This is a genomic window from Streptomyces sp. NBC_01216 (assembly GCF_035994945.1).
Lineage (GTDB): Bacteria > Actinomycetota > Actinomycetes > Streptomycetales > Streptomycetaceae > Streptomyces.
The window spans coordinates 3715692-3729039 of sequence record NZ_CP108677.1; the positions used below are offsets into that span (position 1 = coordinate 3715692).

Annotated in this window: 14 protein-coding genes and 1 pseudogene; 7 read left to right on the forward strand and 8 right to left on the reverse strand. The window is 68.2% G+C overall.

All coding sequences use genetic code 11. The features are described from left to right. The first annotated feature begins 33 nt into the window (after positions 1–33). Entirely contained in the window at positions 34–768 is a 735-nt protein-coding gene (locus OG393_RS16320) for a response regulator transcription factor (protein ID WP_327375383.1), read from the forward strand. Continuing rightward, a pseudogene (locus tag OG393_RS16325) lies at positions 765–2188 on the forward strand (sensor histidine kinase). Before OG393_RS16320 ends, OG393_RS16325 begins: the two are co-directional and overlap by 4 nt. 151 nt (positions 2189–2339) lie before the next feature. On the opposite strand, the gene OG393_RS16330 reads toward OG393_RS16325, so the two are convergent. Further along, on the reverse strand, positions 2340–2573 hold the full coding sequence (locus tag OG393_RS16330; RefSeq protein ID WP_327375384.1) for a hypothetical protein: 234 nt from the start codon (positions 2571–2573) through the stop codon (positions 2340–2342). A gap of 233 nt (positions 2574–2806) precedes the next feature. Between OG393_RS16330 and OG393_RS16335 the strand changes: the two genes are divergently transcribed. Both OG393_RS16335 and OG393_RS16340 read left to right on the forward strand, forming a co-directional pair. After that, positions 2807–3070, forward strand: a complete 264-nt coding sequence (locus OG393_RS16335; RefSeq protein ID WP_327375385.1) for a CopG family transcriptional regulator — start codon at positions 2807–2809, stop codon at positions 3068–3070. Continuing rightward, complete coding sequence (locus OG393_RS16340) at positions 3067–3510, forward strand: PIN domain-containing protein (protein WP_327375386.1); 444 nt, start codon at positions 3067–3069, stop codon at positions 3508–3510. The genes OG393_RS16335 and OG393_RS16340 overlap by 4 nt, the downstream gene beginning before the upstream one ends. Positions 3511–3769: 259 nt before the next feature. Here OG393_RS16340 and OG393_RS16345 read toward each other — a convergent pair whose 3' ends face one another. Together OG393_RS16345 and OG393_RS16350 are read right to left on the reverse strand one after the other, a co-directional pair. Continuing rightward, positions 3770–4855, reverse strand: coding sequence for a hypothetical protein (locus OG393_RS16345; protein ID WP_327375387.1), 1086 nt, complete (start codon positions 4853–4855; stop codon positions 3770–3772). A 59-nt stretch (positions 4856–4914) separates the two neighbouring features. Further along, on the reverse strand, positions 4915–5214 hold the full coding sequence (locus OG393_RS16350; protein WP_327375388.1) for a hypothetical protein: 300 nt from the start codon (positions 5212–5214) through the stop codon (positions 4915–4917). Positions 5215–5441: 227 nt separating this feature from the next. Here OG393_RS16350 and OG393_RS16355 point away from each other — a divergent pair, with 227 nt between their 5' ends. After that, positions 5442–6530 carry a Tn3 family transposase gene (locus OG393_RS16355; RefSeq protein ID WP_327375389.1) on the forward strand — a complete coding sequence of 363 codons (1089 nt, stop codon included), beginning with the start codon at positions 5442–5444 and terminating at the stop codon, positions 6528–6530. Positions 6531–6581: 51 nt separating this feature from the next. Here OG393_RS16355 and OG393_RS16360 read toward each other — a convergent pair whose 3' ends face one another. The 4 genes from OG393_RS16360 to OG393_RS16375 form a co-directional block, all read right to left on the reverse strand. Then, a complete protein-coding gene (locus OG393_RS16360; protein ID WP_327375390.1) occupies positions 6582–7163 on the reverse strand; it encodes a DUF4352 domain-containing protein in 582 nt (193 codons plus the stop codon). A 123-nt stretch (positions 7164–7286) separates the two neighbouring features. Then, positions 7287–8501 (reverse strand): hypothetical protein, encoded by a 1215-nt coding sequence (locus OG393_RS16365; RefSeq protein WP_327375391.1) that lies wholly within the window; start codon positions 8499–8501, stop codon positions 7287–7289. 562 nt (positions 8502–9063) lie between these two features. Beyond that, positions 9064–9387: a helix-turn-helix domain-containing protein gene (locus tag OG393_RS16370; RefSeq protein WP_327375392.1), complete on the reverse strand. Its 324-nt coding sequence runs from the start codon at positions 9385–9387 to the stop codon at positions 9064–9066. After that, positions 9384–10460, reverse strand: a complete 1077-nt coding sequence (locus OG393_RS16375; protein ID WP_327375393.1) for a tyrosine-type recombinase/integrase — start codon at positions 10458–10460, stop codon at positions 9384–9386. The genes OG393_RS16370 and OG393_RS16375 overlap by 4 nt, the downstream gene beginning before the upstream one ends. A gap of 180 nt (positions 10461–10640) precedes the next feature. Between OG393_RS16375 and OG393_RS16380 the strand changes: the two genes are divergently transcribed. Continuing rightward, positions 10641–11240, forward strand: a complete 600-nt coding sequence (locus OG393_RS16380) for a Tn3 family transposase (protein WP_442817420.1) — start codon at positions 10641–10643, stop codon at positions 11238–11240. Between the two features lie 25 nt (positions 11241–11265). Here the strand turns inward: OG393_RS16380 and OG393_RS16385 are convergent, their stop codons facing one another. After that, positions 11266–11859: a TetR/AcrR family transcriptional regulator gene (locus OG393_RS16385; RefSeq protein WP_327375395.1), complete on the reverse strand. Its 594-nt coding sequence runs from the start codon at positions 11857–11859 to the stop codon at positions 11266–11268. Positions 11860–12013: 154 nt separating this feature from the next. Here OG393_RS16385 and OG393_RS16390 point away from each other — a divergent pair, with 154 nt between their 5' ends. After that, complete coding sequence (locus tag OG393_RS16390; protein ID WP_327375396.1) at positions 12014–13033, forward strand: aldo/keto reductase; 1020 nt, start codon at positions 12014–12016, stop codon at positions 13031–13033. Positions 13034–13348 lie beyond the last annotated feature (315 nt).

Consider the following 13348-nt stretch of genomic DNA (forward strand, 5'->3'; position numbering starts at 1 on the left):
GGGGCGGCGCGCGCGAGGGATGCTGGACTCACCATGGAAGAACGTCACCCACTCCCCGCCCTGCACCGGCCCGACGGGAGCCCGCCGCGGGTCCTGGTCGTCGACGACGAACCCGACGTCACCGACGTGCTGTCCGGTGCCCTGACCGACGAGGGCTGGCAGGTGCGGACGGCGGCCGACGGCACGTCCGCGCTCGCGACCGCCCGCGACTTCCGCCCCGACGCGGTCGTCCTGGACTGGATGCTGCCCGACGCCGACGGTCTGCACGTCCTGCGCGAGCTGCGACGCGAGGCCCGCCGGGTGTGCGTGCTGTTCCTGACGGCCCGCGACACGGTCGAGGACCGCATCGCCGGCATCACGGCGGGCGGTGACGACTACGTCACCAAGCCCTACAGCCTGGAGGAAGTCCTGGCCCGGCTGCGCGGCCTGCTGCGCCGCGCGGGCATGACCGCCGAGACGGACGCGAACCTGCTGGTCGTCGGCGGTCTCACCATGGACGAGGAGGCCAGGGAGGTCCGCCGCTCCGGCACGGTGATCGAGCTGTCGCCCACCGAGTTCGAACTCCTGCGGTTCCTGATGCGCAATCCGCGACGGGTGCTGTCCAAGACCCGGATCCTCGACCGCGTCTGGGCCTACGACTTCGGCGGCCGGGCCCACATCGTCGAGCTCTACATCAGCTACCTGCGCAAGAAGATCGACGCGGGCCGGCCTCCCATGATCCACACCGTGCGCGGCGTCGGCTACGTCCTGAAGCCGGAAGCACCGTGAGGCGTCCCCTGCCACGCACCCTGCGCGGCCAGCTCACCGCCGGGCTGCTGGTGCTGCTCGCCGCCGCCTGTCTGGCGGTCGGGATCACCACCGTCATCGCGCTCAAGGGATTCCTGGTGGCACGTCTCGACGAACAGCTCACGGCGACGGGAGGCCGCTTCGCCGCCAGCCTGGAACACGAGCGGACACCCGACGCCGACAACCGCCCCGACACCCGCGGGCAGGCCGAGGCCACCTTCGGCGCCCGCCTGCTCGACGGCACCGTCACCCAGGCCGCCGTGGTGACGGACACCAGCGACCGCCCCGTCACTCTCACGCCCGCCGACCGCGACGCGCTGACCGCGGTGCCGGTCGACGGCGGGGGCCACCGGGTCCGTCTCACCGGCCTGGGCGCCTACCGTGTCGTCGCCGTACCGGGTGACGACGGCGACATCCTGCTCACCGGCCTGCCGCTGCGCCCCGTGGAGGCGACGCTGCACCGCCTCGAAGCCGTCGAGGCGGCGGTCTTCGGCGGCGCGCTCCTCGCCACCGGAGTCGCGGGGGCGCTGTGGGTACGGATCTCCCTGCGCCCCTCCGCCGGGTCACCGAGCACGCGGCCGGCGTCGCACGGCTGCCCCTGGCCGACGGCGACGTCGCCATGCCGGACCCCCTCCCCGAGGCCGACCCGCGCACCGAGGTGGGCCAGGTCACCGTCGCGATCAACCACATGCTCGGACATGTGGAGGACGCCCTCGTCCGGCGTCAGGGCAGCGAGGAACGTCTCCGGCACTTCGCCGCGGACGCGAGTCACGAACTGCGCACCCCCGTCGCCAACATCCGCGGCCACGCCGAACTCGCCCTGCGTCACCACGGCCCCGTTCCCGCCGGCATCCGCCACGCCCTCGAGCGCGTCCAGTCCGAATCCCAGCGCATGACCCGCCTCGTCGACGACCTCCTGCTGCTGGCCCGCCTCGACGCCGGGCGGCCCCTGGAACAAGAGACCGTCGACCTGACCCTGCTCGTGCTCGACGCCGTCGACGACGCGCGCGCCGCGGGCCCCGGCCACCGCTGGCTCCTCGACCTGCCCGAGGAACCCGTGACCGTGACGGGCGACTCCCACCGCCTCCAGCAGGTCCTGGGGAATCTCCTCGCCAACGCCCGCACCCACACCCCGCCCGGAACCGAGGTGACCGTCGTTCTGGCCTCGGGCACCGGTGGTGTCCGGCTGACCGTCACCGACAGCGGACCGGGCATTCCCGAGGAGCTGCAGCCCGAGGTCTTCACCCGCTTCGTCCGCGCCGACCGAGCGAGGTCCCGGAGCACCGGCAGCACCGGGCTCGGGCTGGCGATCGTCCGCGCGGTCGTCACCGCCCACAAAGGCACCGTCCAGGTCACCAGCAGACCCGGACACACCACGTTCCGGGTCGTCCTCCCCGGCTGACCGGGCGTTCCCGGACGGCGCGGGGGGACACCGGCGGCCTGTCCGGTCCGCGTCCGGCTCGGTTCCGCTCGCCCCGGCCCCGTTCGCCCCCCGTTCCCGTTCCCCCCGTCCCCGTTCGACGACGATCACCCGGGCCGCACGGCGCGCGCCGTCAGCCGAGGGACGGGGGCCTTCGCCACCGCGCCGTGAAACGCCTGCGGACCCGGTCGCCGGCCTCACCGATGGCGACGAAAAGCGTGACGGACGCGGCACTCCGCATGAGGCCCGCCGGATGGTCCGCCGCCTGCCCGAGCAGCCGGCAGGCGAGGGTGAGCGTGCTCCACCAGAGGATCAGCGACCGGGCCCGACGCCACAGACGGCCGTGGTCGCGGCGCGCCGCGGTCACGGCGTCGGACCTCGCCACGCGCGACCGCGCGCGACCGTCTCCGGCACGGCCGCTCGGACACACGGGCCGGGGCCGTCCCCCGTCGGCCGACGGGGGACGGCGCGGGGGAGGGAAGTCGGGGCGATCCACTGCCAGGGCATGGGGCCGGCTCCTGTGGGAGGGGTACGCGTCGCACCACCGGGAGGGGGCGCCCATTCCGTACATCAAACCGGTACATGGGTTAGCCTTGGTACATGTCGATGAAGCGCACCAACGTCTACGCCGACCCGGAAGACCTCGCGATCATCAAGGAAGCGGCCAAGCGTCGCGGTATAAGCGAAGCCGAGATCATCCGGCAGGGCATCCACCTTGCCGCCATGGCCAACCGTGTCTGGGACGAGCCGCTGTTCTCCCGTACCTTCGCGGGCCCGGGGCGCACCCTCGCCAAGGGCGAGATCCGTGACGTCGTCGCCGACGCCGTCCAGCGTGACGCCACCCCTGGAGCCACAGTCGCGTGATCATCGTCATCGCCGACACGTCCGGCCTGTTGGCCGCGCTCGACTCCACACATCCCGAGCACGAGGCGGCGCAGGAGGCGATCATGGCCGCAGGACTCCTGGTCATGTCTCCGCTTCTGCTTGCAGAGCTCGACCACGTGGTCACCCGTGAACTCGGCCGCGAGGCCGCGGTGAGCGCGATCGACGACATTCGCGGCTGGATGCGCCGAGGCAGGGTCTCGGTGCCCGAGATCACCGAGACCCATCTGAGCGTCGCCCAATCCGTTCGCGCGCGTTACCGGGGGCTGGATCTCGATCTCGCGGACGCGGTGAACGTGTCCCTGGCCGCGGACTACGACACAGCCGCAATCCTCACCCTGGACCGCCGGGACTTCCGCGCCGTACGCCCCCTGGGGCGGCACAAGGCGTTCCGTGTCCTGCCTGATGATCTCCCTCTCTGAATCGGCTGTGCCCTCTGGGAGTTCAAGGCAACAAACAAGCCCCAGGTTTTGACCTGGGGCTTTGCAGTGGAGCGGATGACGGGAATCGAACCCGCGCTACAAGCTTGGGAATCACCGTCACCGAGCTCGATAATCCCGCTCCTGACCTGCGGAAACACGCTCTGGCGGCACTCGTCCCACAAGCTCTTGGACACCCTTGTCGACCGCTGGTGTCCGTCCTGAAGGGCACGGTTGGGGCACGAGGTGCGGACGCTCGTCCTCACACCCCGATTGCCCACCGGGCGGCCGCGATCACGCCCAGAAGAAGCGGTGGAGCGAGCCACCAGGGACCCATGGCGCGACGGATCGACGGAAGCAGAGTGATCAGCAGGGCGAGTCCGCTCGCGGCGATGGCGAGGACGCAGGACAGCTCGATCCCGGCCCGTGCTTCGTCGTCCCAGCTGCCCGCGGGCCGGATCGTGAGGGCCATGTACACGAACCATGCGGCGATCACGTGGAGGAGCACCAGCGGGACCGCCATGACCCACCGCAGACAGCCGTCGTCACCGGCGGTCCCGGCGAAGTCGGGCCGATCGGACGTCACTGGAGAGCTCCCTTGGCTTCGTCGAGGTTCTTGGTGAAGGCCCGTCCGTAGGACCTGGGCGTCATCGCCCCGCCAGTACGGACCACCGTTGTACCGCGCCGCCAGTTCCTGGCGCTGCTCGGGCGTCATCTGCTCGGGGGGAACGTCGGCGAACTCGCTCTCGGCCTTGAGCTGGGCCAGGTACTCCGCCGCGATGAAGATGTTCTGCCCCGGGTCCTGGAGGGACTCCTCCACGACTGCTCGCTGCTGTTCGGTCATGTGCTGGGGGTCGTAGCCGAGTACTTCGGCTCCGTGGCGGACCTGGATGGCGATGGGTCCGAAGGACGTCTCGTCGGGGGTTCCGCCGAGGCGCCACGGGAGGTTCTCCGGGGAGGCCGGGCTCAGCCCCCAGAGTGCGTCGGCCTGCTCGCGGATCGTGTCCGTGAGGTCGTCGAGGATGCCGGGCTGTCCGCCGATCTCCTGCCAGGCGATCCCGGCGACCACGTCCGCCGGCAATCCGGAGTTCTTCGCCGCGGCTTGAACGATCTCCTTGTTCGCGCTGATCCAGTCCTTCCGGTCCTGGCTCGACGACGGCGGACTCCAGTAGTCCTCCGCACCTGGCAGCGCGGACAACCGCGTCCGGATGTCCTGAAGCGTCGGTGAGACCGGGTTGGTGCCGACTCCCCCGGCATAGTCCTGCTTGGGCGGGCTGCCGGGCAGGTGGGTGAGGGGATTGCTGCCGGCCTCCTTGGCCTCGCTCCTCATGGACGCGATGGCCGACACGATGTCCACTCTCTGGATGGAGCCCATGCGGAATTCGGGCAGTAGCTCGTATGCCTGCTTCAGTCCGTGTACGCACAGGTCACGGGCTTCCTTCTCGGTCGTCCGGGCGAGGTGGAACGCGCTTCCTGCCGCTCGTGGAGCCTGTTCGCCTCTTCCCGGATGTCGTCGACATCCATGGTGAGTTCGGCGAGGAAGTCCAGGACACCCGTGGTGGCGCGCATGTCCTCCCACTGACGCATGGGTTCGGCGTCCTGTGCCTCACGGGTGATCGCAGTGCCTTTGGTGCCGATGAGGGCGGCCAGGCTACGCTCGTTGGCCTTGCCGTCCGAGTAGTGGGGTGTGACCGAGATACGCGCCAAAGGGGCAACGGGATGATCTTGAAGCCCGAACCGCCCGGCCCGTCACCCATTCGGCTCAGTGTCGTTGGTGGTGACATTGAGCGTCACCAGCGGCCCGCGGCGAGTACATCACCGCCTTCAACGAGGAGGGCAAGGAGGTCGACATCTCCTTTGCCACCCAGAACTGGCGCAAGGCCGTCCTCGACAAGACCCGGACCGGGCAGTTCGTCCGCAAGCACTTCGAAGCGATGGTCCTCACCGCACTCGCCGAGGAACTGCGTACCGGCGATGTCGCGGTGGTCGGCTCGGAGGAGTACGCCGACTGGTCTGAGCAACTGCTGGACTGGGAAGTCGTCCAGGAGACGCTGGGGTCCTACCTGGTGGAGGTCGGCCTGTGCGAGCCGGGCGAGAGCGCCCAGTTCGACGCGAAGTTCTTCCGCCGGCGGCTGGAGGACAAGCTGCGAGGCGCTGCCGCGGCGGCGGACGCCGGGTACCCGGAGAACGAGGGCCTGGTCATCGATCCGGAGACGGGCATCCCGTCGCTGAAGGCGTTCAGAGCTGACGGTCAGCGGCCCTCGGCGAAGCGGCTGGAGCAGGAGATCAAGGCGAGGATGCCGGAGCGGTCTCTGATGGGGATCGTGGCCCGGACCGCGTACTGGGTGGAGTGGTGGCGCCGTTTCGGCCCGCCGTCCGGCAACGAGCCCAAGCTCACCGACCCCCTGGGCCGGTACGTGATCGTCACGTTCGTCAAGGGCACCAACATGGGCCCCTACGAGGCCGCCCGGCACATCCCGGGCGTGAGCGGGCACGAGCTGTCGTACGTCGCCAACAAGCACTTCTCGATTCAGCTGCTGAACGAGGCGATCGCCGACCTGGTCAACGCGCACGCCCGCCTGGACATCTCGCAGGCGTGGGGCGACGGCACCGCGGTGGCGGCGGACGGCACCCACATGGACACCTATCTCGACAACCTGCTCTCCGAGACGAGCGTCCGGTACGGCAAGCCGGGAGGCATCGCCTACCACCACGTCTCGGACACCTACATCGCGCTGTTCACGCACTTCATCCCGTGCGGCGTGTGGGAGGCCGTCTACATCATCGAGGGCCTGCTGAAGAACACATCCGAGGTGCATCCGGCCACGGTGCACGCGGATACGCAGGGCCAGAGTTTCCCTGTCTTCGCGCTCGCCCACCTGCTGGGCTTCGACTTGATGCCCCGGAGGAGGCCACAAGTTCAGGATTACCGAAGGGCTGTTGCGGCGGAACCAGAGGGGTCGACAAGGCTGCTTGGCCAGCGTCTACCCTCAAGTTCGGAGGTCGTAAGGTCACCATCATAGGCCGGTCGCCGTTGGAGGCTCGTGAGGCAAAGACTGCGGCACCCGGTGATGTCAGGACACATTCCACTGACCGGCGTTTCCAGAGAATCCGCTGTTCATCGCGAACTGCACTTTGGCGATCTTGGAGGACGTCGGGACCTCGAAGGTGATAAAGCCCAGTCCGGTGTCGCCTGGCGCGATGGTGACACTGCCGGGGAATCCAGGGCCGGCGTTGGTGTCCTCGTAAGTCGCGTCGAACTGCTGGCCCTGGGTGTCCACGACCTTGGCGCCGTTGCTCGGAGAGTCTTTGTAGACGGCGGTCCCGGTGTTCTTGAGTCGGAACTGGACCGCCACGAACCGCATGCCCGCATCTGGACTGGCGTATTGGTTCTTAGCACCCGCCGGATCGACCACCCGTACAACGGTGACGGCGAGTTTCTCGTCGTCACCGATTCCGGTGAGATCGAGGGTGTCTCCCACAGCGGCGGAGGCCCGCGACGGGGTGGGGCTCGGCGACGCCGTGGCAGGCGTCTCCTCGGCCGGTGTACGGCTCACCGGGGGGCTGCTTGCTGGGGTGGTGTTGACCGTCTCATCCGAGCAGGCCACGGCGGCGGCAAACAGCCCAGACAGCGCCAGAGCGAGCATGCGACGCATCGAACCTCCCTGGTGCCAAAGCTCCCACCAGAGCGCGGAAAGTAGAGGCAGGGTCAATGATCCACCTCACCGCCAACGTACGCACTTGGAACCGTGAGAGCTCGAAGTTGACCCTTGAACCGCTCAGAGGTTCGCGGTGGGGTCATGGCGTCCATACACGGCATCGACATACCGCTGGGCGGTATCGGGTCGCAGTCCGAAGACCGCCGCAATGTGCAGAGGGTCGCGGACCCCTGCGGCTTCGACTTCGTCGAGGATCCGGTCCTGCCGCAGAAGATCGAGGCTGGCTTCCTGGCCACGCAGGGCAAGTCCGAGCCACCACCGGCTGACCGGGCCGTCGTGATGGGCAGTCTGCTGAGTGATCAGCAGATGCGTATTGCTCGTACTCGGCCACCTGCGGTTTCGGTAGTCGAGGTACCGCTGGATGGCTTGGCGGGTCAGGTCGTCGAGAGGGCGGGACCGCCCCTGGATGGTCAACCGGCGGTTGGGCAGATCGGCATCCTCCAGCGCCAGGGCCTGGAGGTGTACCGCTCCGAGTGCGTGGTGGCCGGTCAGCACCGTCACCAGCCACGTTGCGGGAGTGTGCGTGATCACTCCGATCTCTTCCAGGACGGAGGCCGGCAGGCGGGTGGGGATTCTCTGTCCCGGTCTGCGGGTGACGTTGCGGCCCAGTCGGCTGGTGGGGTCGGCGAACACCTTCTGCTGGGCCTTGAGGAACGCGAAGAGCGAACGCAGCGCGGTCAGCCGGGTGTGCCCGTCTCCGCCGAATGGCGTCGGCGCTTCGAGGGCGGCGACGACCTCGGCCTTGGATATCTCGCGGAGGGTTCCGTGTTCGGTCGACGAGGACAGGAGGGTCGGCCGGACCTGCATCAGGTAGTTCTTCCAGGTGAGTTCGGCTTTGGGCCGACGGCGGGAGTTGCCGTTCCTCAGGACGTCCATCCAGTCAGCGACGTCGGTGCGGATGCCAGCAGGCAGACAGGCCAGGTTCCGCTCCAGCCATTGGTCGAGGGGATCGGCACGATCGTCTTCGAGTCGCCCGAGCTCGGCCAGCAACTCGATGGTCCGGGTGACGTTTCGCTTACTGCCGTCGGCGAGGAGGGCGATCCGGGAAGCCGAGTATCTGGGGGTCCCGGCTTCGTGGGTGGCGACTACGCCTTCCAGGGTGAGCGTGACGCTCTCGCGCACATCGCGGCTCCAGCCCTTGGCCTCGCCGATCCGGGACACGGCGGGTTCCAGATGCGCGAACCAGGCCAGCCGAGGTCCGTCATCGCTCAGTATCCGGTGGGGCAGCTCGTCGATGGGCAGACTGAAGATCTCGTGGTGGACGGGCCAGTCCATCGGATGCCAAATGCGCAACTTCCCTACGGGCTGGGCAAGTTGCTCTCTAGTTGCTTTGCGCGTCACGCGGCCCGGATTATGACGTGTGATGCGGCGCTGGGTGTCACCGATGAACAGCTGCTGGCCGGTGGCCCGCACGAGGTGGAGAGCTGCGGGCCCGTAGTCACCGGTCTCGCCGGCCAGTATCCGGGCCTGGTGACGACAGAGCCTGCAGTGGCCGTCCGAGAGCGGAACCCGGCGTGCGCAGGTTTCGCAGGAGCCCACTGGGTGCACACGGCTGAAGCTGCGGGGGCCTTGCAGGTCAAGGCATTCATCGGCCCCCAGGAGAAACACGTCCGGCACGAGCGCGGGCGCTCAGACAGCGGCACCAGGCCCGGATGACAACTTCGGCACCAGCCCGACATCCAGAACGGTCCACCGCACCCCCTGCAGGTCGGAGCCACACCGCCGTCGCGCGCACATTCCCAGCATCGCCGGTGCTTGGGGGTCCGGGGCGGCCGAATGCCGCAGCCGGAACAGACCAACTCGCCTCGCAGGGCAGCGATGAACGCCTCGCGATTGTTCACGGCGGTGCCGTGCGACCACTGCGACGGACCGGCCTGACGACGGGCGCCTGCCCGACCGCGACATCCTGCGTGTCGATGTCGGCGACTGGGTGAGCCTGGACCTTTCCAAGCTCGCGCAACAGCAGCTCCTCGGGGCCGCAGCCGAGCGCGTCGCAGATGACCTCCAGGTCATCGAGCCGGATCGAGGTCGGCTGCCCAGACCACAAGGACGACATCTTCCCGACGCTGATCTCCAGTCCGCGTTCGGCCAGCAGCCTGCGCATGTCGCTGGCTTTCCAGATCTCACGGCGGGCCGCCGCCATACGCAGATCCCACTTCATGACCTCACCCCGCCCAGCCGGGCCGCCGATCGGCCCGCAGCCCTCTCCCAGGAATCTTCGATATGACTGATATGCACGTGTATGTACCCCATTGTGGTGGCGACCCATTCGTGGCCGAGGAGTTCCTGGATCGCGACGATATCCACGCCGTTGCGATACAGCGACGACGCGCAGTAATGCCGCAGAACGTGAGGGCTCAAGCGCCCGCGCCAGGACGGCAGATGCCGCTCGACCGCCCTGGCCAGGCCGGCCCTCAGCGTCTCGGTACTGACCCGGCCGCACGAGCCGTCGGTCGCCCTGCGCTCGGAGACGAGGAAGGGGGCACCCGGCTGGTCCCAGGCATCGTCGAACTGCCCGCGGACCTCCTCGACGAACCACACCGCCTGATCGCGGGCCCCGTTGATCAGCGGCACGATGCGCTGCTTGGGTCCGCGGCGACGCGAGCCCTTACCGAATCGAACGTGCAACTTGCCAAGTGGCCCCAACTCCCACTTCAGATCGGCCATGTCGAGCCGGGTCGACTCCCCGATACGCAGGCCCACCTGGGACCACAGTTTCGCGGCGGTGTAGTTGCGGGCGGCAGGCAGGAACTTGCGAGTCGTGGCCACGTGGTCCCGCCAACCGTCGAAGAGCTTGTCGATCTCGGCGTCGCTGGGTGGAATGCGGATGTTGAGCTGCCAGCCGCCCCGGGGCCTGTTCATCTCGTCGATCGGGCACTGCACCAGATCGCCGGTCAGTGTGTGGATCTCCGCTTGGTGCCGCAGCTCCAGGTACTCGAAGAATACGGCGACACCGAACGCCTTGCCGCTGACCGTGCTGTGGGACTGACCTCGACACCGTTCACCGAGGAACCGGTCGGCGTCATCCGGGCGGGCAGTCCACAGATGCCGCCCCATCGAGTCACGGAACTCCGACACGGCTCTGATCTCTGCCTGGATCGACCCGTCCTCCACTCCGGCCGCGGCTCTCGCGAGCACGAAGCCGGCCACGAGGTCCTGCTCGAAGGCGTCGAGGTCCTCATCAGCCGGTGTCGGCCGCACCGAGCGAAGGTCACGCACCAGCGCCAGCGACACCACCGACCTCGCCTTCACCCATACGGCACATCGATCAACGAGGAGGCGAATATTTCAGGAATCCCGACGATCCGTCAACTCTGGCCAGCACGCTGGCCGAGCGCGCGACGCCGCAGGCCACCAGCGGCAGGGACCAGCACAGACGCCCGGCGACTCCCGGGAACTCAAGGGAAAAGAGACATCAGGAACTGGAAGGAACTGACCTTCTACCGGCCCTCCAAGCAGACGGAGTACGTGCACATCGACCCCCTGTTCGGTGAGCCGGGCAAGAACGTCATCGACTTCGACCTGATCGAGTCCCAATTCCGCCACCTGATGCGCGTGGCCGTCTCCGTGCGCGAGGGCGCCATTTCCTCCTCCACGCTGCTCAAGCGGCTGCGCTCCGGGTCGAGGAAGAACGCCACGTACGCCGCGTTCCGCGAGGTCGGCCGCGTGATCCGCACCGTCCAGCTCCTGCGCTACCTCGCCGACGCACCGCTTCGTCGGCGGGTGACTGCGGCGACCAACAAGGTGGAGTCGTTCAACCGGTTCTCCCAGTGGATCGGCTTCGGCAACCGCGGCGTCATCGCGGACAACGAAGATCGACCCGGAGGACCTGGCGCACATCTCGCCGTACCTGACCGAGCACATCAACCGGTTCGGCGAGTACAGCACGCACGAGCTCGGCATCCAGCCCGACGCGTACGACCCAAAGCTCGACGTCGACTTCACCCCGCTGCGCGAGCAGGACCTGACCACCGCCGGCCTCGGCCAAGCCGCGTGAGTCTCGCGATTCAGTAGAGCCGCACGCGCGATGTCGCCGAGGTCACTGGTGTGGTCGGCTCAGCCCTGCGACGAGGAGTTCGACCATGCGGCGTGCGTCGTAGCGGGGATCGCTGTCCGCGCCGATGCAGAGGTTACCGACGCCGCGCATGAGCTGGTACGCATCGATGTCGGGGCGGATCTCGCCGGCGACGGCTGCGGCTTCGAGCAGTTCGGCGCAGACGGGTACGAGGCGGTCGAGGAAGTAGGCATGCAACGCCTCGAAGCCGGCGTTGTCGGCCTGCAGCACTGCGGCGAGTCCGTGTTTGGTGACCAGGAAATCAGCGAAGAGGCTGATCCACTGCCCTAGTGCGGAGTGCGGAGAAGGGCTGGTCGCCAGCAGGGCCGGACCGGCATCAGCGCAGGCGTCGACCTGGTGCCGGTAGACGCCGATGATGAGGTCCGCTCGCGCCGGGAAGTGGCGGTAGATCGTGCCCACCCCGACGCCGGCCCTGGCCGCGATGTCGCGTACCGGCGCTTCCACGCCCGACATGACGAAGACCGCGGAGGCCGCATCGAGCAGGGCCTTCTGGTTGCGCCGGGCGTCCTTCCGCCTAGCCGGGGCCGCCTGCCCTGCGCCCTCGTCACTGTCGTTCACCGCGCCGCTCCTTCCACTCGCCGCTTGCAAAAACGGAACGAGGTTCCGTATCGTTCCGGAACGAGGTTCCGCTTTGTGCATGATGCCAGAGCAGGGGCCCGGCAACCAAGCCATGCAATGCATCACGTTCCACCCACAATGAGGAGACAAGGCCATGCAGTACCGCACTTTGGGTCGCACTGGTGTGCAGGTCAGCACCCTCGCGCTCGGAGCGATGAACTTCGGAAAGATCGGGCGCACCACCCAGGAGGAGGTCACCGCCATCGTCGACGTCGCCCTGGAGGCGGGGATCAACCTGATCGACACTGCCGACGTGTACAGCGGCGGCGAGTCGGAAGAAATGGTCGGCAAGGCCATCGCGGGTCGCCGCGACGACATCGTGCTGGCCACGAAGGCGACCATGCCGATGGGCGACGAGCGCAATCGCCGGGGCAGCTCGCGCCGCTGGCTGGTCACCGCGCTGGAGGACAGCCTGCGTCGGCTCGGCGTCGACCACGTGGACCTCTACCAAATCCACCGGTGGGACCCGAACACCAGCGACGAGGAGACCTTGTCGGCGTTGACCGACCTGCAGCGCGTGGGAAAGATCCGCTACTTCGGCTCCTCGACCTTTCCGGCCTACCGCATCGTGCAAGCCCAGTGGGCCGCCCGCGAGCACCACTTGAGCCGTTACGTCGCCGAACAGCCCAGCTACTCGATCCTGCAGCGCGGCATCGAGGCCCATGTGCTGCCCGTGACCGAGCAGTACGGGCTCGGTGTGCTGGCGTGGAGCCCGCTGGCCTCGGGCTGGCTGTCGGGCGCGATCCGCGAGGGTAGCGAGATCACCACCAGCCGCTCAACGTTCATGCCGCAGCGCTTCGACACCGCCATCCCCTCCAACCGGGCCAGGCTCGACGCCGTCGAGCAACTGGCCAAGGTCGCCGACGAGGCGGGCCTGACGGTGATCCAGCTCGCGCTCGGCTTCGTGACCGCGCACCCCGCCGTGACCAGCGCGCTCATCGGCCCCCGCACGCTGGACCACCTGCACACGCAGCTTGCCGCCGCGGACATCACGCTCTCCGCCGACGTACTCGACGCGATCGACGCCATCGTCGCCCCCGGCACCGACCTTGCCGCGCACGAGAAGAACGACACCCCGCCCGCGCTGCTCGACCCGTCCCTGCGGCGCCGCTGATCGTCCCGGTGACAGCCTCCACATCCACTTGGGGTGCCGTTGACGAACGGCGAACCAAGTGGCAAGTAGCTCTCTGTAGTTAACGTGACGGTCAGTCGCTGGTTCGGGGTGAGGGCCAATTGAGCAGCGGATAGCGGCAGCGGTGATTCCGCTTCGAGGTCGGCTTATCGGACTTCTAGGCTCTGACGCACTATCAGGGTTCTGTTGCGGTAAATGCCGGATTTACTGCGGCGGGTCCTCTGCGGTGATCGTCACGACCTGCGGTGGGTTCTCCGGCCGCCGCAGGCGAGGTGTACGCATTTACTGCGGCAGCGC